Source organism: Weissella soli (assembly GCF_001761545.1).
Taxonomy (GTDB): domain Bacteria; phylum Bacillota; class Bacilli; order Lactobacillales; family Lactobacillaceae; genus Weissella; species Weissella soli.
Map to the genome: position 1 here is coordinate 300,729 of NZ_CP017326.1, position 26,199 is coordinate 326,927.

General features: G+C 45.2%; 25 protein-coding genes. 23 read left to right on the forward strand and 2 right to left on the reverse strand.

Annotation, left to right across the window (positions count from 1 at the left end):
• Position 1 precedes the first annotated feature (1 nt).
• The 19 genes from WSWS_RS01440 to WSWS_RS01530 all read left to right on the forward strand — a co-directional run bounded on the left by WSWS_RS01440 (position 2) and on the right by WSWS_RS01530 (position 20,719).
• Positions 2 to 538 (forward strand): FUSC family protein, encoded by a 537-nt coding sequence (locus WSWS_RS01440; RefSeq protein WP_070229593.1) that lies wholly within the window; start codon positions 2 to 4, stop codon positions 536 to 538.
• A 76-nt stretch (positions 539 to 614) separates the two neighbouring features.
• A complete protein-coding gene (locus tag WSWS_RS01445; protein ID WP_070230797.1) occupies positions 615 to 1,748 on the forward strand; it encodes a P-loop NTPase family protein in 1,134 nt (377 codons plus the stop codon).
• Complete coding sequence (locus WSWS_RS01450; RefSeq protein WP_070229594.1) at positions 1,738 to 2,907, forward strand: DUF2201 family putative metallopeptidase; 1,170 nt, start codon at positions 1,738 to 1,740, stop codon at positions 2,905 to 2,907. Before WSWS_RS01445 ends, WSWS_RS01450 begins: the two co-directional genes overlap by 11 nt.
• Positions 2,904 to 3,203 carry a hypothetical protein gene (locus WSWS_RS01455; RefSeq protein ID WP_070229595.1) on the forward strand — a complete coding sequence of 100 codons (300 nt, stop codon included), beginning with the start codon at positions 2,904 to 2,906 and terminating at the stop codon, positions 3,201 to 3,203. The genes WSWS_RS01450 and WSWS_RS01455 overlap by 4 nt, the downstream gene beginning before the upstream one ends.
• An 83-nt stretch (positions 3,204 to 3,286) precedes the next feature.
• Positions 3,287 to 4,144, forward strand: a complete 858-nt coding sequence (ispE, locus tag WSWS_RS01460; RefSeq protein ID WP_070229596.1) for a 4-(cytidine 5'-diphospho)-2-C-methyl-D-erythritol kinase — start codon at positions 3,287 to 3,289, stop codon at positions 4,142 to 4,144.
• An 84-nt stretch (positions 4,145 to 4,228) separates the two neighbouring features.
• A complete protein-coding gene (gene femX, locus WSWS_RS01465; protein ID WP_070229597.1) occupies positions 4,229 to 5,245 on the forward strand; it encodes a UDP-N-acetylmuramoylpentapeptide-lysine N(6)-alanyltransferase in 1,017 nt (338 codons plus the stop codon).
• A gap of 125 nt (positions 5,246 to 5,370) precedes the next feature.
• Positions 5,371 to 6,540 (forward strand): N-acetylglucosamine-6-phosphate deacetylase, encoded by a 1,170-nt coding sequence (nagA, locus tag WSWS_RS01470; RefSeq protein ID WP_070229598.1) that lies wholly within the window; start codon positions 5,371 to 5,373, stop codon positions 6,538 to 6,540.
• Positions 6,541 to 6,549: 9 nt separating this feature from the next.
• On the forward strand, positions 6,550 to 7,251 hold the full coding sequence (locus tag WSWS_RS01475; protein WP_070229599.1) for a GntR family transcriptional regulator: 702 nt from the start codon (positions 6,550 to 6,552) through the stop codon (positions 7,249 to 7,251).
• A gap of 212 nt (positions 7,252 to 7,463) precedes the next feature.
• The gene (gene dld, locus WSWS_RS01480) at positions 7,464 to 9,155 is read left to right on the forward strand and encodes a D-lactate dehydrogenase (protein WP_070229600.1); all 1,692 of its coding nucleotides are present in this window, start codon (positions 7,464 to 7,466) and stop codon (positions 9,153 to 9,155) included.
• Between the two features lie 231 nt (positions 9,156 to 9,386).
• A complete protein-coding gene (gene rpsD / locus WSWS_RS01485; RefSeq protein ID WP_070229601.1) occupies positions 9,387 to 9,998 on the forward strand; it encodes a 30S ribosomal protein S4 in 612 nt (203 codons plus the stop codon).
• A gap of 294 nt (positions 9,999 to 10,292) precedes the next feature.
• Entirely contained in the window at positions 10,293 to 12,002 is a 1,710-nt protein-coding gene (locus WSWS_RS01490; protein WP_070229602.1) for a septation ring formation regulator EzrA, read from the forward strand.
• 149 nt (positions 12,003 to 12,151) lie between these two features.
• Positions 12,152 to 14,437, forward strand: coding sequence for an RNA polymerase recycling motor HelD (helD, locus tag WSWS_RS01495; RefSeq protein WP_070229603.1), 2,286 nt, complete (start codon positions 12,152 to 12,154; stop codon positions 14,435 to 14,437).
• A 141-nt stretch (positions 14,438 to 14,578) separates the two neighbouring features.
• Positions 14,579 to 15,526: a type I pantothenate kinase gene (gene coaA, locus WSWS_RS01500; protein WP_070229604.1), complete on the forward strand. Its 948-nt coding sequence runs from the start codon at positions 14,579 to 14,581 to the stop codon at positions 15,524 to 15,526.
• A 365-nt stretch (positions 15,527 to 15,891) separates the two neighbouring features.
• Positions 15,892 to 16,653, forward strand: a complete 762-nt coding sequence (locus tag WSWS_RS01505; protein ID WP_070229605.1) for a LysM peptidoglycan-binding domain-containing protein — start codon at positions 15,892 to 15,894, stop codon at positions 16,651 to 16,653.
• 107 nt (positions 16,654 to 16,760) lie between these two features.
• Positions 16,761 to 17,216 carry a YueI family protein gene (locus WSWS_RS01510; RefSeq protein ID WP_070229606.1) on the forward strand — a complete coding sequence of 152 codons (456 nt, stop codon included), beginning with the start codon at positions 16,761 to 16,763 and terminating at the stop codon, positions 17,214 to 17,216.
• A gap of 13 nt (positions 17,217 to 17,229) precedes the next feature.
• On the forward strand, positions 17,230 to 18,516 hold the full coding sequence (locus tag WSWS_RS01515; RefSeq protein WP_070229607.1) for a replication-associated recombination protein A: 1,287 nt from the start codon (positions 17,230 to 17,232) through the stop codon (positions 18,514 to 18,516).
• 336 nt (positions 18,517 to 18,852) lie between these two features.
• Positions 18,853 to 19,131 carry a hypothetical protein gene (locus WSWS_RS01520; RefSeq protein WP_070230798.1) on the forward strand — a complete coding sequence of 93 codons (279 nt, stop codon included), beginning with the start codon at positions 18,853 to 18,855 and terminating at the stop codon, positions 19,129 to 19,131.
• A gap of 184 nt (positions 19,132 to 19,315) precedes the next feature.
• Positions 19,316 to 19,762: a universal stress protein gene (locus WSWS_RS01525; protein ID WP_070229608.1), complete on the forward strand. Its 447-nt coding sequence runs from the start codon at positions 19,316 to 19,318 to the stop codon at positions 19,760 to 19,762.
• A gap of 177 nt (positions 19,763 to 19,939) precedes the next feature.
• Entirely contained in the window at positions 19,940 to 20,719 is a 780-nt protein-coding gene (locus WSWS_RS01530; protein ID WP_070229609.1) for a hypothetical protein, read from the forward strand.
• Positions 20,720 to 20,873: 154 nt separating this feature from the next.
• Here the strand turns inward: WSWS_RS01530 and WSWS_RS01535 are convergent, their stop codons facing one another.
• Positions 20,874 to 21,662 (reverse strand): hypothetical protein, encoded by a 789-nt coding sequence (locus WSWS_RS01535; RefSeq protein WP_123773680.1) that lies wholly within the window; start codon positions 21,660 to 21,662, stop codon positions 20,874 to 20,876.
• Between the two features lie 79 nt (positions 21,663 to 21,741).
• On the reverse strand, positions 21,742 to 22,392 hold the full coding sequence (gene trhA, locus WSWS_RS01540; RefSeq protein WP_070229611.1) for a PAQR family membrane homeostasis protein TrhA: 651 nt from the start codon (positions 22,390 to 22,392) through the stop codon (positions 21,742 to 21,744).
• Positions 22,393 to 22,576: 184 nt separating this feature from the next.
• Here trhA and WSWS_RS01545 point away from each other — a divergent pair, with 184 nt between their 5' ends.
• The 4 genes from WSWS_RS01545 (at position 22,577) to WSWS_RS01560 (ending at position 26,122) form a co-directional block, all read left to right on the forward strand.
• On the forward strand, positions 22,577 to 23,320 hold the full coding sequence (locus WSWS_RS01545; RefSeq protein WP_070229612.1) for an adaptor protein MecA: 744 nt from the start codon (positions 22,577 to 22,579) through the stop codon (positions 23,318 to 23,320).
• A 133-nt stretch (positions 23,321 to 23,453) separates the two neighbouring features.
• Positions 23,454 to 24,455, forward strand: a complete 1,002-nt coding sequence (gene trpX, locus WSWS_RS01550) for a tryptophan ABC transporter substrate-binding protein (RefSeq protein ID WP_070229613.1) — start codon at positions 23,454 to 23,456, stop codon at positions 24,453 to 24,455.
• A 1-nt stretch (position 24,456) separates the two neighbouring features.
• A complete protein-coding gene (locus WSWS_RS01555) occupies positions 24,457 to 25,359 on the forward strand; it encodes an ABC transporter permease (protein ID WP_070229614.1) in 903 nt (300 codons plus the stop codon).
• Complete coding sequence (locus tag WSWS_RS01560; protein ID WP_070229615.1) at positions 25,352 to 26,122, forward strand: ABC transporter ATP-binding protein; 771 nt, start codon at positions 25,352 to 25,354, stop codon at positions 26,120 to 26,122. Before WSWS_RS01555 ends, WSWS_RS01560 begins: the two co-directional genes overlap by 8 nt.
• Positions 26,123 to 26,199: the final 77 nt, after the last annotated feature.

Sequence of the window (26,199 nt, forward strand, 5' to 3'; positions counted from 1 at the left end):
CATGGAGATTGGCTCATTACATTTTCGGTTTGGGCTGCGCACTTTAAAAACCGGCCTCGCCGTGTTATTAGTGACAGCGGGCTTTGCATTAGTGCATCGTGGTAACCCGATGATTGCCAGTTTAGCCGCCGTATTTGCGTTACGTTCGGACTTTGAAACGACCTTACACTTTGGTAAGTCCCGCGTATTAGCTAATTTTTTGGGTGGTGCTTTTGCGGTGGGTTACATCTGGATTCGAAACTATACCCATAATGCCGAGTTGGTTCAGGTGATTGGAGTCCCACTCTTGTTAATGGCGCTCATCATTTTAAATGACGGTATCAACAATAATAGCGGGATTATTGGTTCAACCGCGGCGTTTTTGATGATTTCGTTAACTGTACCAGCGGGTGAGTCCTATTTCTACGCGGTAGAACGGGTATTTGATACCTTTTTAGGGGTCGCTGCAGCCGTCCTGATGAATATTGGCACCTCACCAATTAGCCCGAGTGAGGTGGCCAAAGAAATTGAACAGCATGAAACTAAGCAGCAGCCGTGATGGCTGCTTTTTTTGTGATGCCTGTCTGATAAGTGGTGTAAACTTAGGAGCAAAAGCTGTAGTGGGTGGTGAAATTATGAGTCTATCATATCAACAATTATTAGTGGCGGTGCCGTTGGTATTGCAAGGTGGTAATGTACCTAATATCGTTGGTGAAGCCGGCATCGGCAAGTCCGCGCTGGTCGTGGCCGTTGCCAGCCAAATGCAGGCCAAGCTGTTTACCACGGTCGTGTCATTGTCTGAGAAGGGGGATCTGGTGATGCCCATTCCTCCGTTTACGGCTAACGCATTTGTGATGACGAGCCGTTATGGTGAGCTAGCGGATGTTAAATACGGTTATACACATACCTTAATTGAAATTATCGCGCAAGCCGAAGCCCATCCTGGTCAACCGATCTTATGGTTTCTGGATGAGTTTAATCGGGGTAGCCAAGCGGTCCAGTCTGAATTAATGAATTTAGTTTTGCAACGGCAAATTAATTCACTGCAATTACCAGCTGAGGTGCAAATTATCTTGGCAGAAAATCCAGATAGTGATATGCCCGGGTTTGAGGAAAGTAATTATGCGGTCATGGCTGGGGATGCGGCGATTAAGGATCGCACGACGCGGTTAGTGATGCGCGTCGATGTCGCGGATTGGTTGCAGTGGGCAAAAACCGTAGTAGCCGGTCGGCCGGTCATTCACCCACTCGTCACTGCCTATATTGCAACCACCCCTGATACTTTATTCCCCCGCGAACGTGGAGCAGATTTAAACCCGACGCCGCGTGCTTGGCAGCGGGTATCGGATAATTTATACGAGTTAGAGAAATTAGCGCCAAAAATGGCAGACCAGTTGATTTTTGATATCGTTGCGGGCGATTTAGGTACCTTACATGCGCAACTATTTGTGCAGTATTGGCGGGAACAGGGGACGACTTTGTCCATGGCGGAACTATTTTCCCCTGATTTTAAAGGGACGCAATTTAATGACCTCTCTGAGGTCACCAAAATCGCGTTGTTGAAGCAGGCGTTACTGGAGGTAACGTTAACTGATGCATCAAATGCAACCCGATTTAAGCAGCTCTTGGAGGCAGCGGCGCCAGATAGTCGTTATGTCGTTGTTAAGGCAATATCGCGTGAGTTATTAAATGAATTGTATAATGCAAAAAGTCATTCAACAGAAGAACTTTATCAATTGATTAGCGAGGTGGCGCTGGATGCTGACTAATGAAATTGAACGGCAAATTCAACAAGCTGCACGCCAATTATTAGATGACAGTCGGTTTTACGGTGAAATTTTATTACGACTGACCCGCGTCTATGATGACCAGGCCGAGAATGCGGTTGACGTGCGGTACGCGACGCATCAATGGCAACTGGTGATTAATCCCGCTCTGTTTGTTGTGACCTACCCCACCGCTGAAAACATATTGGGTATCTTGACACACCAGGTCTTGCATCTAGTGTGGCAACATCCCATCCGTTATGGGCACATCCCCACTGATAATTTACGACGGGTGGTTAATTTAGCAACGGATTTGGCTGTCAATCAGTATGTTAAAGCTGATTTTGCTGGGAAAGTTTTACCAGCAAAATTTGCTCAACGCTTTCATATTCAGTTGCCAACCTTTGCTGATTCACAACAGTACTATGAGTTGTTATTGCCTTTTTTAGATGATTTACAAACATCAGGGGGGACAACCAACGACCAAGCCATGCATGCCGGCTGGGCAACTAGCCAACAGTCGGCCACTGAAGCGGGCGCAGCCTTGGAAAATCTGATCAATCAAGCGCAGACAGATGCCCACATTGCGGGGCGGGGCCGCTTACCAGGCTCTGGCACCCAAGCAATCGAGGCGCACGGAACCCAGACATTGAATTGGCGACGCATCCTCACGCAGCAACGCATTCACCAAGCAGCTGAATATCACGCTACCCGGGCTCGATTCAACCGCCGGCAGCCATACCGGATTGATTTGCCAGGACAGGTGCTTAATCAACAAGTGCAAGTCGTCGTGTTTGTGGATCAATCTGCCTCAATCAATGCGACCTTGGCGGTGCGTTTTGTCAATGAAGCACGCGCGCTTAAACGACAAATTCAGGGCCAAGTCGTGCTTTATGCTTTTGATAGCGCCGTTTATCCCTTGGCGGATCTCACCAAGCGCCATCAGGGTGGTGGGACAACCTACCAGGCTTTATTTGATGAACTCAAAACAGCACATTTTCAGTGGCAACACACGCAAGTCGTCATTTTAACTGATGGTGTGGGGGAAGAGTTAGTGGATACGCACCATTTTAAAAATGTCACCTGGGTGCTACCGGCACAGCAGGTCCTATCCGTTAGTCAACCAATTGGCCGGGTGCTTTACATGGAGGTAGAAAAATGAAGGTCACTTCACCGGAAGTTTTGCAAACGATTATTGATAAAGGGCATGATTATCGGCGCGCAATTGCCCTGATTGAAGGCAAATGGGAAGAATTGCTCTTGGCGGCTCCTTGGGGAATGACGACCATTTCTTTAAACGATGTCAAGTTAATGCAGGCGTACTTAGCGGCCGAGGTGGTCGCGCAACCAAAATATACGTTGGCGACTTATGCTGATGTCCAGCGCTTCGTTCAAGCACACCATACGCGCATAACGCCAGCGGTCAGGGATTATCTGTTAGCACCCTATCAGATGTGAATGAAGTTGGCATTCCTCTGAATGTTTTTGTTAATTAGTCGGGAGCTTGCTATAATGTAGAAAAACACTTGGGGGATTCGACAATGGAAGTGCTTGAACGAGCGTATGCCAAATTGAATATCAGTTTAGATACGCCGTTCATTCATGCCGATGGTGAGCAAGAATGGGATATGGTGATGGTTGCGATTGATTTGGCAGATACGGTGATGATCCGGACGGTCACCGAGCATCATGAGATCATTGTTGATTCGACCTCGGGCTTACTCCCCCTAAATGAAAAAAATTTAGCTTACCAAGCCGCGATGTTCATGCGTGAAAAGGCCGGGGTTAACGAGGGTGTTGAAATCCATATCGATAAGCGCATCCCGATTGCTGCCGGTCTAGGTGGTGGTTCGGCCGATGCGGCAGCGGTGTTACGGGGGTTAAACCGCATTTGGGGGTTGCAACTCACGGAGACCCAATTAGCAGCAATCGGCTTGAAAATTGATGCTGATGTCCCTTTTTGCGTGTATTCGCGACCAGCCCGCGTGACTGGCCGTGGTGAAATTGTCCGCCCCTTAACTAAGAAGTTACCGGCCATTTGGGTGGTTCTAGCTAAGCCAGCCGTATCCGTATCAACGCCTAAAATTCTGCGGTCAATTGATTATGATGATTTGCAACACGGGGATGAAGTCAAAATGATCGCAGCGGTTGAAGCAGGCGACTACCAGGCGATGCTCAAATATATGTTTAATGTGTTGGAGCCAATTACGGCGGCCCGGTTCCCGGAAATCCTCAAAATTAAAAATAAAATGATTGAGTTTGGCGCCGATAATGCGCAGATGTCTGGCACGGGGCCCTCAGTTTTTGCCCTCACAGATAAAGCTTCACGCGCTAAACGTATTCGCAATGCGATTCAAGGCTTTGTCGGTGAGACATATATCACGCATATCGTGAATTAACATGACGCGACTTTAAGGTTTCTTTTGGTCGGGTCATTTATGTTTATAGCTATAGACCCTGTGAAAATAGAAAGAGAGTTACTTATGCCAATCGTAAATCAAAATGACGCTACTGCGGTGTCCCGTTATACTGAATTTATTCGTCAATCACCAAACGCCCAAATCACCCAAGATACCGGCTGGGCGCATGTTAAAAACAATTGGGAACCGCTCTATGCTTATGTTGAAAATGAGCAGGGCGCAATCGCGGGCGCGCTGTCAATTTTGATTTCAGACACACCAAGCGGGTATAAATTTGCCTACGCTTCAAAGGGACCAGTGGTGCCTTATGGTGATGTCGCGATGCTGAACGCATTAGTAGCAGAAGTGAAAGCAACGCTCATTGAAAAAAACGTCTACTTGCTTCGGCTTGATCCGGAATGGCGATATGATGAAGCCCTGGTGCAGTCGATTTTAGATGCCGGCTATAAGGTGCGGGGGCGTAACCTGGCCCATTTGGGGATGCATGCTACGATTCAACCACGACTGAACATGGTGATTGATCTAACCAAGCATCCTGAGGCCGAGACACTGTTTGATATGGTGCCTTCTAAGACAAAAAATAAGTTGCGTAAGCCAAGTCGTGAAGGGGTTGTGGTTGATTATGGGTTAACGGATGACTTCTTGGATGATTTCTATGCCACATATGTGACGATGTCACAGCGACATGAAATTTCCCACCGGCCCAAGGACTATTTTGCACGCATGATTGAAACGTACAAGGATACAGATATCATGCGTATCTATCGGGCTAAGTTAGCAGATGAAACCTTGGCTACGACGATCGGCTTTGATATGGGGGACAAGGTTTGGGATATGTATGCTGGATCAGTCGATCATGATAAGACGAATGCCCTCTATGCCACCCGGGTAGCCATGGTGGAATGGGCATTAGCAACAGGTAAGCGGCGTTATGATATTGGTGGCATTCAGGCAGCGGATGAATCCGATGGCTTGTATAAGTTCAAGCGTAATATCGTTCGGGATGAGCCAACTGAGTATCTCGGTGAGATTGACGTGGTGTTGAATCCGGCAGCCTACGCTGATTTAGTTCAAGAATAGTCATGGCACCCTCGAAGGTTTTCGGGGGTGTTATTATTTAGGCGACCACAATGCTGGTTTTTGTCGTTGTCCCACTGAATTGTGGTAAAATGGTATACAAATTGGTATATAAAAGGAGTGCAAAAATGACTAAGGTTTTGACACATGCAACGATTTATACCGGTGAGCATGAGCAACCAGTAATTAAGGATGCTTATATTCGCTTTGATAAACAAATTCAAGCCATCGGCCCAATGGAAACCTTGGTGCTGACAGCAGCGGATCAGGTCATCCGCGCTGATCGGCAAGTGATTGTCCCTGGTTTTATCGATGTTCATGCGCATGGTGCTTATGGGTATGACACGATGGATGGTGTGAAGGATGACATTATCAACATGGTGCATGGTCAAATTACTGAAGGCATTACCGCAGTCTTTCCGACGACCATGACGCAATCAGTCGAAAAAATTGCTAATTCGATGCGGGCTGTCAATGAAGCCGCCCAAGTTGAACCAGCGATTGTTGGTGTCCATTTGGAAGGCCCTTTTATTAACCCACACTATAAGGGTGCCCAGCCTGAAGAATACATTATTGCACCGAACTATGATTTGGTGAAGGAATGGAATGAATTATCTGGTAATCGCGTGCGGTTGATTACCTATGCGCCAGAGCAAGCCGAGGCGTTGCGTGCGTTTGAAGACTACCTACTCGCCCATGACATTATTGGTTCAGTGGGTCACTCCAATGCGACGCGTGAATTTTTGCAAAAGGAATCAAAGGCCGCTCACATTACTCACTTGTACAACGCACAACGACCAATGTCACATCGTGAACCAGGTGTTACCGGGCACGCGATGCTTGAAAAGAACATTCGCACTGAGTTGATTGTTGATGGTTTTCATGTGTATCCAGATATGGTTAACTTAGCCTACCAGTTAAAAACGGCGCAGCGCATTGATTTGATTACGGATTCAATGCGGGCGAAGGGGCTCGGTGACGGTGTATCTGAACTGGGTGGTCAAACAGTCTATGTCAAAGACAAGCAAGCTCGCTTGGTTGATGGTACATTAGCTGGTTCCGTCTTGGAATTTGATGACGCCTTCCGTAACATCATGGCCTTTACTGGTGCAAGTGTCCCAGAAGCTATTCAAATGGCCTCGGGTAATCAAGCCGAAGAATTTGGCTTGACGACTAAGGGTACTTTAACTATTGGCAAAGATGCTGATTTGAATGTTTTTTCAGCTGATTTTACAAGATTAGAAGCCACATACAGTCTCGGTCGCCATTTTTCAAAGGCGGATGTGAAGACAAAGTAAGGAGTATTTATGACAGCACCAATTTACATCACGATTCATGATGAGATGCGTGAAGCCATTGAAGCCGGCCGTTGGGGCGCGGGCGATAAAATCCCCTCTGAACGTGAATTAGCGGAACAATTCAATGTGTCACGGATGACCTTGCGCCAGGCCGTTTTAATGTTAGTTGATGAAGGTATCTTGGAACGCCGGGTGGGTGCTGGCACTTTTGTCACGGCGACACGTGTTCAAGAACGGTTGGATGGGGTTGGTTCGTTTACAGCAGCCATGCACGCTACTGGGCGCACCGCCTCCTCAAAAGTCATTGCTTACCATATTGGTCAGGCTTCCAAAAGTGAGGTGGACCAATTGCAATTGACACCCGATGCCCAGGTATTAAGGATGGAGCGTGTGCGTTATGGCGATGACGAACCAATTGCCTTTGAAATTGCGTCGATTCCGGCCACTTTGGTTGAGGGGCTGTCGCGTGAAGAGTTGACCGACTCACTTTACAATACGTTAACCACCAAAAAAGGGTTGACCATCGGCCGGGCAGAACAAGTGTTGACCGCGGCAGCGGCTACTGAACGCGTGGCCGATTTGCTTGCCATTCAACGGACAGATCCCGTTTTGGTCATGCGTCAGGTCACGTTTGATAGTCAGGCAGTGCCCTTTGAATATGTACGGACACAATACGTCGGCTCGCGTTTTGAATTTTATCTTGCGCATTAAATAAACAGGAAGGCCATCCATCAGTGATGGCCTTTTTTGTTGAGCACCATGGGCAGGTAGGTGACATAGTTAATGCTATATACATTCTTTTCATGAAATTGTCAAATAAATTGGCATTGATTACTTGTTGTATCATGAAATAAGGGGTAACATGTACGTTGGATGGAAACATTTCGCACAAAGTTTTCAGTGTTATCAAGGGGGCTAAAATTATGGTAAATACAGATCAAACAGTTTCTGAGTTAACGGCAATCGTTGGTCAGCATCATATTATTACTGATGCTGCAAAATCATTGCGTTTTCGTAAGGGCTATCGTTCAGGGCAAGGGGATGCATTGGCTGTTGTCTTTCCAGGTAATTTAATGGAAATGTGGCATGTGCTTGAAGTGCTACATAAGCATGACATCATCATCATTATGCAAGCTTCCAATACGAGTTTGACGGAGGGATCTGTACCCACACCAGGTTACGATCGGCCGGCAGTCGTGGTGAGTGGCCGGCGCATTCAGGATTTGCAGTTACTCAACCATGGGGAGCAAGCCTTGGCTTTCCCCGGGACGACTTTGTTCACTCTGGAAAATACCCTAGCCAAGATTGACCGTGAGCCTCATTCAGTGATCGGTTCATCCACTTTAGGAGCGTCAGTCATCGGTGGTATCAATAATAATTCTGGTGGTGCATTGATTCAACGTGGGCCAGCCTATACTGAGCTAGCCTTGTATGCCATGATTGATGAAAATAATGAATTAAAGTTAGTTAATCACTTGGAAATCGATTTGGGTGAGACGCCTGAAGAAATGATCACTAATTTGCAGGAGCGTCGGTTTGACGTCGATGCCGTACCAAAGCCACAACATCATGGTTCAATTCCAGATCATGAAAAGGTTGTGCGCGATGTTGATTCTGAAAAGCCGGTTCGCTACAATGCCAATCCAAAGCAGCTATACGAGGTCTCAGGGTCATCAGGGCACGTTGCCGCGTTTGCCGTACGGCTTGACACGTTCCCTAAGGATGAGCGTTCAAAGGTGTTTTACATCGGTACCAATGATCCAGGCGTCCTTGAAACCATGCGTCGGGACATCATGAAGACATTCAAGAATTTACCGGTATCAGGTGAATACATGCATAAAGAAGCTTATCGTATGGCAAAGAAGTACGGTAAGGATTCACTGATTGTGATTGATAAATTAGGTACGGCCCTCTTGCCAAGGATGTTTGCCCTTAAAGCCTGGGGTGAACGGTTCTTGAGTCATATCCCGTTCTTCAAGCCTTACTTCCCGGATCGGATGTTGCAAGCTTTGGGACACTTGTTCCCTAATCAGTTGCCACCACGTTTGGAAGAGTACTATGAAAAGTATGATCACTACTTGCAATTGAAGATGGCCGGGGATGGCATCGAGGAAGCACGTGCTTATCTAGAGAAATACTTTGCCACAGCGAGTGGTGAGTATTTTGAAGCTGATGCCAACGAAGAGAAGAAAGCATCGTTACACCGTTATGTGACCGCAGGTGTGGCCATTCGTTATCAAGAAATTAAGCAAGATTCAATTGATATCTTGCCTTTGGATATCGCGTTTGCTAGCAATGAATTTGATTGGTTTGAACACTTGCCAAAGGAAATTGAAGATAAGATTGACTTTAAACTTTATTATGGTCATTTCTTGGATCATGTGATGCACCAAGACTACATCTTGAAGCCCGGGGTTGATGCCCATGAGGTTAAGCAAGCGATGTTGAAGATTTTGGATCAACGGCACGCTATTTATCCGGCTGAGCATAATGTCGGTCACATGTATTTGGCAGCACCATCGTTGGTGGCTCATTATAAGAAGAATGATCCTACCAATAGTTTTAATCCCGGAATTGGTCAGCAGAGTCTGCATAAGTACTGGGGTGAGTTCTAATTCAGTGGGTATTAATCCTTGTATTAACCGGTATATATTGGTATACTATTCAAAGTGTTGAAAACTGCAGCGGACTGTCCGTAAGCTCGTCAACAATTGACCGTCAAAGTTTCAAATATGGCTTTGCCTCCCCAGTACCTGCGCTGCAGCAGTGAAAGGTTGGGTCAATTGCACGAATATGAGACAGTTCTCTAGAATTCAGCAAAAAAAATATTCTGGAGGACATGATTCATGTCACGTTATACAGGTCCTAAGTACCGTATCTCACGTCGTCTTGGTGTTTCTTTGTCAGGTACTGGTAAAGAAATCGCTAAGCGTAACTACGCCCCTGGTGATCACGGTTCAGGCCGTCGTTCAAAGTTGTCAGACTATGGTGTACAATTGCGCGAAAAGCAAAAGGTTCGTTTCACTTATGGTATGACTGAGCGTCAATTCCACAACTTATTCAACAAGGCTGGTCAAGTTCGTAAGGGAACTCACGGAACTAACTTCTTGATCTTGTTGGAGCGTCGTTTGGATAACGTTGTTTACCGTTTGGGATTGGCTTCAACGCGTGCCCAAGCTCGCCAATTGGTTAACCACGGTCACATCTTGGTTGATGGTAAGCGTGTAGATATTCCTTCATACGAAGTGAAGGTTGGTCAAGAAGTATCAGTTCGCGAGAAGTCAGCAAAGAATGCTTACATCTTGGCGTCTGTAGAAGCACAAGTTGGTCACGTACAATACGTTGAATTCGACAAGGATGCCTTGAAGGGTTCATTGGTACGTTTGCCAGAACGTGAAGAAATCGATGGTGACTTCAACGAAGCGCTAATCGTTGAATACTACAACAAGTTGGGATAATTCCATTAATATGGATTTAGCCAAACAGGCTTTGTAGCATTTATGAAATAAAGCTATCAATTCGTCAGAATTGATAGCTTTTTTCTTTGGACGAACCCCTCAAAAGACTTCTTAAGAGACGGTTACTTTGCTTAGTAAATCACAGAATTGTTTAAGTATCATTAAAAGACTTTCAATAAACGATAAAGGTCGGAAACTTCCAGTACGTTTGCCTGGTGCAAGTGATACATTAATCTTAGTTAATTCGCGAAATTAAGGAGTTTGAGCATGTGACGACATGTTCAGTAAAAGAGTATGGCAAATATCGGACATGTAGTCATTGGTTTGATTATTGTGGGGGCAGTAGCCTACATGATTATCTTTTTGGCCCAACAAATTATCGCTCGGCAAGTGGCAAAACTAATCATTCGTCTGGAACAATTGAAAAATATTCCAGTGCGTGATCGGTTAGTCGATGGTCGAAAAATGAGTTTGACAGGTAAGTCGCTCAAACAATTCGAAGCCTTAGAGGCAAAGTATACAAAGCTTGAAATGACTGGCTTCGAAGCAATTAAGAAACAAGCCGACCAGGTTTTGTTTGATTCACAGGGCGTTAATTTTGTGAAGAGTACCCAATCAATGAAAGTCCTTCGTCAAATGGAAGCGGATGCCTCAAAAGACATCGACATTGTGCAACAAGGGATGAATGACTTAGAGCAGTTGGATCGCGAGCACAAGCAAGCGGTCTTGGACTTGGAAGCTAAGTACAAAGAATTGCGCAAGATTTTGCTGTCACAAAGTTTTAAATTTGGCCCAGCGTTAGATAAGTTAGAAGAAATTTTAGGCGCCTTGGAAGAGGATTTTTCGGAATTTGCCCGTATGACGGAAGAAGGGGACCACGCGGCTGCGGCTGATATTCATGAGACATTGGCCATGGAAACCAATCAATTAGAAGAGCGCATTGCCCAAATCCCAGCGTTATATGAAGATTTGAACGAAAAGATTCCGGCGCAATTGGCAGAAATTAGTGAAGTTTACACAGCGATGGCTGCCAAAGGCTTCCGTTTTGAGGAAGACTTCGTTGAACCAGCTTTAGCTGATTTGCAGAAGCAACGTAAAATTGGTTTGGATTTGCTCCAAGCATTGACTTTGAAAAAGGTTAATGATCAATTGAAGGGCTTGCATGAATCGATTGAATATCTGTATGCAACTTTGGAGAAAGAGGCCAAGGCCCAACAACGAGTGGCTAAGCAATTAAGTGAATTGTTAGAATTCAAGCACCATGTTTCACGACAAAACCATGATTTAAAGATTGAACTTGATCGCATGAATCAAGATTTTGTATTTAACAAAAACGAATTTGATCAAGTCCAAACGTGGACTAAACAGATTCACAATGTGACAGAACATCTGAATGATGTGACACGCGAGATCGAGACACAAGAACTGATTTATTCAACTGTTGAAAACGGCTTGAACCAAGATCAAGATCTGTTAACCGCCGTTGAACATGATCAAGTCACCATGTGGGACAATTTGCAAAAATTGCCAGCGATTGTCAAGGTGGCCCGTACGCGTGTGACCCAACATGATGAAAAGATGCGGTTGATTCAACGCCGGGTTGAGCGGCAAAATCTGCCAGGGATTCCAACGGCTTACGTTGATTTCTATAATTCTGTTAATGAAGAATTAGGTCGCTTAATGCAACAATTGGATGCCACCCGGATTAATATTGATGACGCTCAGCGACAGTTGAGCATCGTGAGCGCAGATTTGGATAATTTGGAAGAACGAACTAATCGCGTATTAGAAGATGCGGATTTGACGGTCCGGTTAGTGCGCAAGGCGTTTATGTTCCAGGATAACCAGGAAGTACAGCAGGCAGTTAACGAAGCAAAGTACTATTACGAGCAATCCTATGATTATGAATCAGCCACGCGCATTTTGGGCGACGTGCTAGATCAAATTGAGCCAGGTACGGTTGCGACTTTACGGCATCAATTTCAAACAGAAGTCACGGAATAAATTCAATTAATTCATGCTAACCGGTTGTCGCTAGACAATCGGTTTTTGTATCAATTTTATATCATGCAGGGCATCAACGTACTGAACTAGTATTGTTTAAGCTTTTATGCTATCATAGAATAACTATTTTTTAAGGAGGTCCCCCTCGGATGAGTGAACCGTTTGATTCAGAACAAGCACGTTTGGATGATGTCCTCGCGAAGATTCAAGATGCGAAGGTCCTAAATGATGCAAAATTAAAGCGGGCTGAAAAAGCCCAGGCAGAGGTGCACAAGGGTTGGGATGACGTCCGCTTTAAGTCATCGACTTATTCTAGCCTTTTTGAAACGGCGATGTCGGTTCGTCAACAACAACAAATGTTGCAAGAACGGGAATTGGCCACTAATTCAGCTGAACATCAGGCGGTGATCTTGGATCGTTTGAAGGAGCGGCCATACTTCGCGCGGATCGATGTGCAAGAAAAGGGTGCGGCGGTCGCTGAACCGATTTATATCGGTTTGGCTTCATTTTCAGATTCACCAGACAATTTTTTGGTCTATGATTGGCGGGCCCCGATTTCTTCAATCTATTATGATGCTGGGTTAGGTCATGTGCAATATGAAACACCTGATGGCCAACAAGAGGCACAAGTGTTACTAAAACGCCAATTTCAAATTGAAGAGGGTAAGGTCGTCACGATTTTTGATACCGATGAAGCGGTTGGTGATCAAATGTTGTTGAATGCCGTTTCAGGTGAATCAACAACCAAGATGAAGTCAATTGTGACAACGATCCAAAAAGAGCAAAATAAGATTATCCGTAACACGAAGGCTGAATTACTCTTCGTTCAAGGTGCCGCCGGATCAGGTAAGACGTCGGCTGTTTTGCAGCGGGTGGCCTACTTGCTTTACCGTTACCGGGGCCACTTGACTTCTGGGCAGGTAGTTATGTTTTCACCAAACCAGTTGTTTAATGATTATATTGATCAAGTTTTACCTGAATTAGGTGAACAAAACATGGTGCAGATGACATACTATCAGTATGCCAGTCGGCGCTTACCAAAATTGAAGCTAGAAACCTTACAAGAGCGTTTTGAAGAGAATTTAACGGATGCTGAACAAGCCGTTGTTGATTTCAAAGGTACCAGTGTCTACTTTAAGGCGATGCAACGTTACGCAGCGTCATTGAACCAAAAGAATATCAAGGTCCGTCCCATCAAGTTCCAAGGGAAAGAGATTATCCCTGTTGATAAGATCACGGATATCTACTATTCATTTAACGAAAACTACAAGTTAGGGAACCGTCTCCAGGCCACGAAAGAACGTTTGATGCGGATGCTCCAAAGTCGTGTCGGGTCTGAAATGAGGGAACAATGGGTTGAAGATACCGTGCAATCTTTGTCTAAAGAAGAGTATGATACTTTGCTAGGTGACAACCCACGTGAATTTGCTTCGGATGAACAAGAGTTTAATACATTGGCACGGTTGATTGTGCAACAAGCGATGGCACCAATTGCAAAGGGTGTTAACCGCAACCGTTTCATTAATATTAATGCGCAATTTGTGCATTTCCTCAAGTCCGTACCGCAGTTGGTCGATTTATCGGCCCACCATATTTCAGCTGAACAGTGGCAAATATCTGTAACGGCAACCGTCAATGCAATGCGTCATGGTGAGTTGTCATTGGTTGATATGACACCGTTCATGTTGCTTTATGATTTGATCAAGGGGAGTCATGGTGAACGTGATATTCGATTTGTTTTCATCGATGAAATTCAAGACTACACCCCATTCCAATTGGCATTCTTGAAATATAGCTTTCCTAAGGCGCGTTTCACGATGTTAGGGGACTTAAATCAAGCGATCTTTACCAAGGAAAATGCAGTTTCTTTGCAAAAAGAATTAGCGGCATTGTTTGATCCAGAACTATCTGAGTATATTCAATTAACACAAACCTATCGCTCAACCCAACAAATTACCGACTTCTCAAAGGCGGTCCTCATTAATGGGGCACAAATTGATGCGTTTGATCGGGTCGGTGAAAAACCAACGATGCGGGTCGTCGCAGATCAAGCTGAGCTAGTGCAAGCGACCTTGACACAACTGGCACGCAACGATGCAGCCAAAGAGACGACTGCGATCATTACCAAGACTTTGGCGCAAGCTGAGGAAGCCTACGCGCAATTACGTGAGGCAGCTCAGGTGACGATTATCCGCACGGAGAATCAGCGTTTGGTACCAGGTACAATTGTTGTCCCTGCTTACCTAGCGAAGGGCTTGGAGTTTGACGCGGTGATCATGTGGGATGCTTCTGAGGAAACGTATCATGGTGATAATGAACGTCAGTTAGTGTACACGATTGCATCACGGGCGATGCATCAACTATCAATTTACGGAGTTGGTAATATTACGCCGTTACTTGATGTTGATAAGTCACTATATATTGAAGAAAAGTAATCCCTTAAGCAGCATGTTTTTTGCTGCTTTTTTGTTTAGTGAAATTTTTCTCAAAGTTGGTGCGGTTTTCCTGGAATTTTCATATAATAGATGGAACAGGTTATACTTGTTGTAATATGTAGAGAAAATTGAGGTTTTAAGATGACCACTGAAGTACCTATCAGCTATGAACGATTTACACGGGATGCCTGGGAACAGTTGACGACCCCGGTTAGTGATCGCGACCTTGAGCAAGTGACGCCCCGTGTGTTGGCGAATATTAAATCATTTAATGATGAGATTTCCATGGCTGACGTCACGGCTGTTTACGCGCCGTTGGTTGATTACATCAAATTAAACGTGGCGCAGTATGCGCGCAAACTCAGCGAGCAACGGCTTTTTTTGGGGCAAGCCCAACATGCCACGCCGTTTGTGATTGGCATAGCTGGCTCGGTCGCCGTGGGTAAATCAACGACCGCGCGTTTATTGCAATATATGTTACAAGCAGAATTTGGCGATGCGGCAGTCGCGTTAACAACGACAGATGGTTTTTTGTTGTCCAATGCGGAGTTGCGGGCGCAGGGATTGTTTAATCGGAAGGGTTTTCCAGAATCATACGATATGCGTGCTTTGATCGATTTCTTGGATGATGTGAAGGCCGGCAAACCAATCGTGCGGTCACCTAAATACTCACATGAGATCTCAGATGTTTTGGCTGGCGAGTACGATGAGTTTAACCGGCCCGAAATTTTCATCGTGGAGGGCATCAATGTGTTACAGGCCCCTTCGAATTCGAAGGTGTATGTTTCAGATTTCTTCGATTTATCAATTTACGTTGATGCGGAGACAGATTTAATTGAGCATTGGTACTTGCAACGCTTTAACGCCCTATTGGATCGTACGTTGGCGGAGCAGGATCCAACTAATTTCTTTTGGTCATGGACGCAAATCCCACGTGAAAAGGCGGAAGAAATTGCCCGCCGTGTCTGGCGTGATGTTAATTTAGTCAATCTAAATGAGTATATTTTGCCAACGCGTGAACGGGCGGATATCGTCTTGCACAAGTCGGTGAACCACTTTATCAGTGAAGTTTGGTTACGTAAGTTCTAAAATGTAACTTTTCAATGTGACGCGAAAGTAACATTTTACGATGAAACCCTAAATATCGGCCTTAGTTAGCGGTTTATCGTAGCCTAACATTACAAAAGTTCAATTAATTAACTGGTAAAGCAATTTATTAAATAGCCGTTTTTTATAGGGTTTTGAGCGTGTTACATGCGTAACATTACAAAAATGTATCAACAAAACCGGGTGTGTCTTGATAAAAGAAGTGATTATGTTACTAAGGTGTAAAATTCAACTGTTGTGAGTTGTTACAATTATGTATGTTGATTTGGCTGAGTTTTGCCAATCGAGTCGCCCTCGAACTTTCTCGGGGGCCGAATGTAATCTTCCTACAGGAGAGTTAAATACCTATGAATAGTAAAGTAAAAGAAACAGCACTAACAGTTGCAGGTTTAACTGCAGTTTTGGCCGGCGGACAACAAGTTGTGAACGCCGCTACTACATATACGGTTCATCCAAATGATACTTTGAGCAATTTGGCTGCTAAGTTCAACACAACCGTTGAAGACTTAGTGAAGACAAATAACATCAGCAATGCTGACTTGATCTTCACTGATCAAAAGTTAACGATCGCTGATAGCGAAACTGACACAGCTACTTCAGTGGCTGCATCAGTCGCTCAAACTGCTGACGAAGCTGCCTCAACAGCGGCTTCACAAGCCGCCTCATCAGCTGCTGCTTCAATTGCCGCTAGTTCAGAAGCTGCTGCCTCAACGGCGGCCTCATCAGCTGCGGCAGCGTCATCCGCCGCTGCTAAGTCATCAGCTGCCGCTAGTTCAGCCGCTGCCGCATCATCAGCAGCAACGACAACAACTGCAAGTTCAACGGCAACCACGACGACTTCAACGTCGTCAACTTCTGGTTCAGTTTACTCACAATTTATCGCCGCTGGTGGTACAGATTCATTGTGGACGTACATTGTGTTGCCAGAATCTGGTGGTGATCCTAACGCGGTTTCTGCAAGTGGTTATCATGGTCTTGGTCAAACCAAGCAATCATGGGGCTATGGGGACGTTGCCACGCAAACTGCTGGTTTAGTTAACTACGCGGTATCACGTTACGGTTCAATCGATGCAGCGGTTCAATTCCGTTTGTCAAACGGTTGGTGGTAAAATACACCGAATAATTGCTTTTAAATAGAGGATGTGCTGATCACACATCCTCTTTTTTGTCGTAAATTAGGTTATAATTGATATAACTAAGAAAGGTGGATAACACGATGGATCTTGAAAATATGGACCCGCATGTGCAATCAGCCATGTATGGTACACCTAAAATAAACCCAGATGAACAGCGGCGCTACCTTGGCACCTTCCGTGAACGTGTCTATGCTGCTGAATATATTAAAGATATGCCCAATGAAGCTTATCACCCAATTTGGCGGGAAGTGTTACTGGCACATCCAGAGGCCACATTAATTATGAATGGTAATCTGCCAATGGATGAGTTGGTACCATTTATGCAGTTAGCTAAGGCAACAAATGTCGCATTTTCCATGAAAAATGATGATTTTTACCTTGTTGCACCAGACCGTTTGGGCCTAGTTTTAGCCGCAGATGAAGCAGTGAACATTGATGCAATTAATATTGCCAATATGGCAAGCAACGCTGATTCTGCACCGGTGGAGGAAACAACGGCACAAAAAGTTCCTTGGTTTAAAAAGTTATTCAGATAAGAGGCGAATGGATATGGCATTACAACCACTAGCTTATCGGATGCGACCCCGCAATCTCGAGGAAGTTGTGGGTCAAGAGCATTTGGTGGGCGAAGGCAAAATTATTAATCGCATGGTCCAGGCCAAGATGTTATCGTCGATGATTCTATACGGACCACCAGGCACCGGGAAAACGAGTATTGCCAGTGCAATCGCTGGTTCGACCAAGTATGCTTTTCGCATCCTAAATGCGGCGACAGATAGCAAAAAAGACTTACAGATCGTGGCCGAAGAGGCTAAAATGTCTGGTACGGTTGTCCTACTACTTGACGAAATTCATCGGCTCGACAAAACCAAACAAGATTTTTTGCTCCCACACATGGAAAGTGGGCGGATTGTGTTAATTGGCGCGACAACGGAAAATCCGTATCTCTCAATTAACCCGGCTATTCGCTCACGAGCGCAAATTTTTGAAGTGAAACCTTTATCAGAAGAAGACATTCGCGTGGCGATTCGTCGAGCCATGGAAGATGCAGAACGTGGCTTAGGTGACTATCATGCGGTGTTGGCTGCTGATGCCGAGAATCACTTGGTCTATGCGACGAACGGGGATCTGCGTTCTGCCCTGAATGGTCTTGAATTGGCCGTTAAATCGACCGCTCCGGACGCTGAGGGTGTGGTTCGCATAACTTTACCAATCATTGAAGAAACGGTCCAGAGGAAGGCTCTGACGGCGGATAAAGACGGTGATGGTCATTATGATGTTATTTCTGCGTTACAAAAGTCGATTCGCGGTAGTGACGCCGACGCGGCCTTATATTATGTCGCCCGATTGATCGAGGCAGGCGATTTGCAGATTATTGCCCGGCGCCTGCGCGTCATTGCCTACGAAGATATTGGGCTCGCTAATCCAGCGGCAGTGGCCCGTGCAGTGACGGCAATTCAGGCCGCTGAACAATTAGGCTTCCCTGAGGCCCGTATTCCCATTGCGAATGCCGTGATTGAATTAGCGCTGTCGCCCAAGTCAAATTCTGCTTATACAGCGATTGATGCAGCGCTAGCAGACGTGCGTCGTGGTGGCCATGGGGATGTGCCAGATACGATGAAGGATGCCCATTATAAAGGTGCTGAGAAATTGGGCCATGGGGTTGAATATGTCTATCCACATGCCTATCCAGGTGATTGGATACCGCAACAGTATCTGCCAGACAAGCTGCAAGGGACCCAATATTGGCAGCCGAAGGGTAACTCAAAGGTTGAGCAAGCCTATGCGGATCAATATCAAAAATTGCGAGATGCCCAACAAAAGGGTTTGCACTAGTTTGGTTAGTTGACAAATTAGGTTGAATATACTTGATTGTTTTTGTATCTTTAGGTGTTTATAATAAAGATACAACGAATTCCTTGGACGTACGCGTGATTCATTATTCAGTAGTTTCTTTACAATCTTTGTCGATCGGGAATAGCGGAACGCTGGCGTGGCATGCCCTGTACATTCGGTAGCTGCAAACGCCGACTTAGTGCCCACTTTTAACCATCCGGAGACAACTCTGACGAATCAACTAACGGCGCCAATCAAGTGTTCGCCGCCCGCACATCCCTGATGTGTGGGTTTTTTTATTTCAGATGATCCAGTAACTCAAATGGGGAGAAAATGATGATTGCATTCGTTTACGTCTTGTTCACGATCTTGATTCTCGGGATTGGCGTGACCTTACTAGTGAAGCGCAACGGTTTTATGGGTCTCACCGCCCAACAGATTCACGGAGTCGCCATGGGCTTTGGCATTTGGTTTGTCATACTGGGAATTGCGACCGGCATCAGTTTAGTACGCTATGGTGAGCAGCCTTGGCCAACGACGATTTTCGTCGTCTTAGCCACCTTATCGAGCACATTACTGTCGATGGCGCTTAGCCGTAAGTTGTTCCATAAATAATGTCAGTAACCATCCTCCTTGCAGATTTAACCGGTAATGTAACAAATTGAAATTGTTTTCAATAAACTTATGAATTCGCTTACATTTCTGTTATAATAGTATTTGTAAGAGGCAATGCGTACATAATGGTGCCGGCCTCAGACGCGTCACATGACGTTATGCATACTTAGAGGAGGAACTTATTATGACAGAATTGAACTACAACAACATTTTGATTCCTGTTGATGGATCAGTCGAAGCTGAAGCTGCCTTGGCAAAGGCGATTGAAGTTGCAAAGCGCAACGACCAAGCACATTTGCATATCTTGCATGTCATTGACACCCGCGCATTCCAAAATGTGGCTGATTTCAAGACAACCATGGTTGAGCAAGTTGCTGAAACTGCCAAGAAAACACTGGATGCCTACCTAGAACAAGCACATGCAGCTGGCCTTGAAAAAGTTGACTACACGATCGAATATGGTTCTCCAAAGGACATCATTGCCCATCAAGCACCTGAAAAGTTGAATATCGATTTGATTATGATCGGTGCCACCGGTTTGAACGCCATTGAGCGTTTGTTGATTGGATCAGTTACTGAGTATGTTACTCGGACAGCTAAAGTTGACACATTAATTGTGCGTGCTAAGTAACTTTAGATGAATTAGAGCTTAAAAATTAAGAAATTACAAAAAAGTAGGTGTCTGCGTTAAAATGCGGGTCATCTACTTTTTGTTTTATGCAAAATCCATCAGGTTGCGGTATGATAGAGATTGAGTGAAGATTCACAGATCAATAAAAATAATAACCCATAGAAGGGTGGAGTGTTTATGCAATTACCATTAGTCGCTACCGCATTATCAAATAGTTTAGGCACAAGTTTACTAGGAACGGTCGGTAATCCTAAAGCCATCGTCACTGTCACATTGCCAAGTGGCACCGAAATTCAACCGGGTGTTGATGTCACGGGTAATTTCGTCGTGGCCGTTAGCAAAAAGGATTCGATTGGAACCGCCACAGTGGTGGCTGTTTTACCGGATGATTTGGATTCTTGGACGAAGACTGAAGTGGAGCTAAAGGCGCCCAAGCCAATTGTGACGGCTATTATTTCAACACATGGTAATACACGCAGTTTAGAGGGTTCCGTGAACCAATCCGGGTTGTTTGTGGAAGTGCAAGTTCCTGAAGACCCCCATCCAATTCAAGTCCCCATTGATGAACACTTAGAGTTTAAACTTCCCTTACCAATCGCCTTGCAACCAAAGGATTTGAAGGTCACTGCTTTAAATCCCTTATCGGGTGAGAAGATCGATGTTAAAGTTGAACTTGGGGTCACGACCAAGACGATGACGATTCCAATTTTGACGGAAGACATGATCGAGGATTATGCACGGCAAGCTGAAATGCGCCGCGCATCCAAGGTGGCCCATGATGAAGCTCTGATTAAGCAAGTGGCTGATAAAGAAGCATTTGTCACTTCTATTATTGACACCATCAGTGTGAACTCAGATGCGCCTGCAGTTATGACGGCGGCTGAACAACCTGAAGAAACAGTGGCTGCCCCTACCAAGAAACGTGGCTTTTTTGGTTGGTTGTTTGGGCGCAAGTAACGGCATTAAAAAAGAAACATGATCCACAAAGTGGTTCGTGTCAAAAATCTTGAACCATCTGTTCGCATGAATAGGTGGTTTTTTGGTAAAAAAAGCACCCGATGCCTGCGAAATTCAGGCATCGGGTGCATAGTTTGGGTTACAAATAGGGATATTATTTTTTACTTGAAGAACTTGAAGTTGAATTAGTTGTGGTGATGGAGCTAGCAAACCAAGTGGTGAAGTTATTGTCAGTTTTGGCAAGGCCACCGGCAACTAAATTCTTGAACTTATTCTTGGTTGTCGTATCAAATGAATTATAAATGGCGGATTCCGCGAACTGATAACGACTGGCAGCGTTGATGAAGGTGACATAGTCGATTTGATCAGCTGATAATGTCAAACCATGCTTCAATTGATCACCGCTCCATGAAGTGGCTACCCCAAATTGCGAGCCGTTGTTACCGGCAAGTTGCCGGGCAATGCGAATGGTTTTCACTGGGGTATCTTTGGTAGCTTGCAGTGCCAAAGTGGCTGCTTGTGCATAGGTATTTAGATAAGCACTTAAGTCTTGCAAAGCAGTGTTGTCCTTAAATGTCACTGTGGCAATAGAACCATTAACCAAGATAGATTGAATGGTCACCTTTTTTTTAATCGCTGTGTTAGTTAACAGCGCACTTTCCAGATTTTCGGCAAAAGTCGAATCTTGGATTAACGCTGACTCAGTTGAAGCAGTGGCGCTGTTGATATTTTTAGCAGCTGAAGCAACAGCAGCGGAGTGACTAGCGGCCCGCTTTTCAGAGACAGACTCGGCATGTTTGCGACTAGCCTTAGCAGCCCGCGCTTTGGAGGTGGCAACCGAGGCGGCTCGCTGGCTATGTTGCTGTTGCATGGTGAAGTTAACACTGGCGATGACAGCGATGATGGCGATTAAAATAACGGTCGCGCCTAATATTCGTTTCATTGTATTTTCCATAATTGAAGAAAAAACCTCTCATAATTATTTCTGTCACCCATTGTAACAGAAATGGGAGCGGCATTGCTTAGAATATTGAGAGGTAAATGCTGGCATACATCAAGCCAGTCCCAATTAGGACGAAGAGATGCCACCAAACGTGACCGAGAAAAATACGTTTATTCATATAGAAAATGGTGCCGACGGAGTAGGTTACACCACCAGCGAAGAGTAGCCAAAAGGCAGTTGGTGACAGGGCACGCCAGAATTCTGGTAGGGCAAAGATGACAATCCAACCCATAATTAAATAGATTGTGACCGATAGCCAAGGCCAGCGACCGACAAAAAACAAATCATAGACTAAACCAGCGACTGTTAAAAATGCCAACACACCCCACATGACATAACCGGTCGTATTATGCAAAACGATCCAGGTGTAGGGGGTATATGTCCCGAGAATCACGAAATAGATGAACGAATGATCAAAGAACTGAAAGATTTTGGCAGCCCGTGTGAAGACCAATGAGTGAAATAGCGTTGATGCGAGTAAAAATGAGATGACACCGATGATGTAAATAATAATGGCAGTGAAACTCATTGCCGAGAGATGATGCGTAAATGCCTGATACACCATAAAGAGGGCGCAAATAATTGCGGCAAGGGTGCCAATACCGTGGGTCACGGCATTGAGGACTTCGTATAAGATGTTATGGCGAATATTAGCTGGATTTTCTTTCATGATATATTAGCTCCTGGTTAAATTAGTATTATCATAATCCGTTTATCTAGTTCTGTAAACTAGATAAAACGATTTTTGGTATTTAATTTATCAGATCGTAGGGCGTAAACAGTTGTGAGAGCTGGTCTATATGCTATAATGGTGTATTGAAATAAGCTCGATTTGGGCGAAGGAGGTACTCCCTATGGAGATGGAACGCATTAATGATGATACGATTCGCGTGCTGGTCACAAATGATGACCTGGCGGACCGTAGTATTTCTGTTATCGATCTATTGGGAAACCAAGAAGAAATTGAAAAATTCTTCCGTTCAATTTTGGAGGAAGTGGATGTTGATAATGATTTTGCTGAGAACGAAGCAGTCACATTCCAAGTACTGCCAAATCGGAATGGCTTAGAATTGTTCATTTCTAAGAATGTCGAAAATAATAATCTGATGACGGATATGATGGAAAACATCATGGGTGATCGTGATAATGTTGAATCTAAGGATGATGTGACGGATACATTGCTAGAGCAATTGCTCGGTCATGATACCAGCGATGACCAACCCAAGCGGCCACGCCAAAAGGCCGGCAATCGGGTCAATGATGCTACCTCAGTGACGGGTGGGCCTGAGAATGTCGTTGAAAAGACGATTAGCCCAGTTATCTTGAAGTTTGCGGATTTTGAAATGGTTATTCAGCTAGCCCAAGCTTTACGTGGTAAGCATGTCTTTGAAGATTCAATGTTGATTGAATACCACAGTGAGTACTTTGTCGAATTGACATTAGATACCACACTACCAAAGGATGAATTAATCAACATCACGGCCATTGCCCGTGAATTTGGTACGTTAACACCAGTGGCAGCGGAAGTGTTGGCTGAGCATGGACGCGTCATTTTTGCGAATGCCGCGATTGAATCAGTTTTGAAATATTTTAACTAATTGTGACTGCTTGAGGGCATTGCGGAAGGTCTACATGAGTTATCGTGTAGATCTTTTTATTATTTAAAATATCACATGAATGTTCGCTAAAATCGCTTGCTGTCAAAACTAAAGAAATGATGGGACATAGGGAATGAATAAAAAAGTATTAGGGGCCTTAGTACTGCTGGCAGGGACCTTGGTGGCAACGGGTGTCGCTGAAAAGATGACGGAAACGCGTGTCGCGAATGTCCCGACGGTGGGTGTTTTGCAATTTATGTCACACCCAGCGCTGGATGCCATCTATGAAGGCCTGCGTGAAGGTTTGGAAGATAGCGGTTATCAAATTGGTCGGACGGTTAAAATTGATTTTCAAAATGCGCAAGGCGATCAGTCGAATTTGAAGACGATGGCCACGCGTTTTGAAGATGAGGATGCAGCGGTTTCAGTTGGTATTGCCACTCCCGCAGCGGTGGCAGTGGCCAATACGATCAAAGCGAAACCAGTCATTTTTTCAGCTTCAACCAATCCGATTGGTGCTAAGTTGGTTAAGACATACGCGCATCCTGGTAGCAATGTCACTGGTGTTTCTGACCAGGCACCGCTGGCAGCACATTTGAAGATGATGCGTGCATTAATGCCTGATTTAAAAACGGTGGGGATCATTTATACCTCATCTGATGATTCAGCAACAACTGAAGCCAAGAAATTCGAAAAATTAGTCAAGCAAGCCCATTTGCAAGTTAAGCTATACTCAATTGCCTCATCAAATGATTTGAACCAAACGTCGCTGCAAATGGTCCAAAATCACAATGTTGATGCTGTTTTCGTACCGACTGATAACACCATTGCGGGGGCTATGACGACCTTAATTAAGAATACCGACGAGGCCAACGTCCCGGTATTTCCAACAGTGGATACAATGGTTGCAGCTGGTGGGGTCGCCGCTGAGTCGATCAATCAAAAGCAAATCGGTATCATGACGGGTAAGATGATTGCCAAAGTCTTAAAAGGGGCAAAGCCAAAGACGATGCCGGTTCAATTTATGAAGCAGGGTACCTTGGTTATTAATAAGGCACAGGCTGCCAAGTTAGGTATTCATATTCCAGTAGAGTATGCTGCCAAGGCAAAGTTCGTGAAAAGTGAGGTGAAGTAACATGAGCGTAATTATTTCGGCAATTGGGCAAGGGCTACTTTGGGCGGCACTGGGCATTGGACTATTTTTGACATTTCGAATTTTGGATTTCCCTGATATGACGGTTGAGGGAACATTTCCATTGGGGGCGGCGGTGGCCGTGACGATGATCGCAAATGGTCTGAATCCAGTGGTGGCATCACTGGCGGCAGCGGCAGCGGGTGCGCTGGCGGGGTTAGTGACCGGTTTCTTGTACACAAAGGGGAAGATTCCCATTTTGTTAGCCGGCATTCTAACGATGACGGCCATCTATTCGATCAATTTACGCATCATGGGGCAAGCGAACCGCTCGCTGTTGGGTAAAATCACTTTATTTAACATGCCAACCCTCGACTTTTTACCCAAGAATTTTCCAGCCATTTTGGTGGGGTTGATTGTGATTACGATCATTACGATTGGCACCGCGCTCTTCTTGCAAACGGAACTGGGGCAATCGTTTATTGCCACCGGTGACAACCCCTCAATGGCCCGATCAATGGGGATCAATACGGATCGTATGACTAACATGGGATTGATGATTTCAAACGCGTTAATTGCCCTAGGAGGATCATTAGTAGCCCAAAATAATGGCTTTGCTGATGTCAATATGGGGATTGGTATCATTGTCGTGGCCTTGGCGTCAATCATTATTGGCGAGGTGGCCTTTAACGATGAAATGAGTCTAACTGATCGGTTGATCACGATTGTGATTGGATCAATCTTATATCGGTTTGTCTTGGTGGCCGTGCTAGCCTTAGGGTTCAACGCCAATGATTTGAATCTGTTTAGTGCAGTTATCTTGGGGCTAGCATTGTTATTACCACGGATGCGCAAACTGTTTCATTTGGAACGCATTCTTAAGAACGGGGTGAAGGCACATGGCTAAGACGATTTTAGAATTAATTGATGCCACGGTGACTGTGAATCAGGGGACTGCCGAAGAAAAGACTATTTTGAATCAAGTGAATTTAACAATCTCAGAGGGTGACTTTATCACCGTCTTAGGGTCCAACGGTGCAGGTAAGTCGACCCTGTTCAATGTCATTGCCGGGACCTTGATGCTTACAAGTGGTCAAATCCTACTAAATGGTGAGGACATCAACAAAATGGATGAAACGGCGCGGACAAGTTTTTTGGCGCGGGTGTTTCAAGATCCTAAGTTAGGCACGGCGCCACGCATGACCGTAGCAGAAAATCTATTATTAGCAGAGCGGCGTGGGTTAACCCGGCGTCTGAAAAATCGGGGCTTATCGGCTGCAAAGCAGGCCGAATTTGCTGCGGTGGCGGCCACCATGGGTAACGGTCTAGATACGCGCTTGGATATGGCGACAGGGGACCTTTCAGGTGGTCAGCGCCAAGCGTTAAGCTTTCTTATGGCGACCCGGCGGCGGCCCAAACTATTGTTGCTGGATGAGCATACAGCGGCGCTTGATCCAAAAACAAGTGAACAGCTGATGGCCGTAACTGATCAACGCATTAAAGAAGATAAATTGACGGCGTTGATGATCACCCATCATTTGGAGGATGCCATTCGCTATGGTAATCGTTTGTTAATCATGAATGATGGCCAGATTACGCTGGATGTCACTGGTCAGGATAAAGCCCAGCTGACGATCCCCGACTTATTGAACTATTTCCATATCTACTAAATTAAGGCTATGATACTCATAGTTCAAACGTTGTCACACGGCCATTGCGCAGTTGTGGCAACTTTTTTATTTGGGAA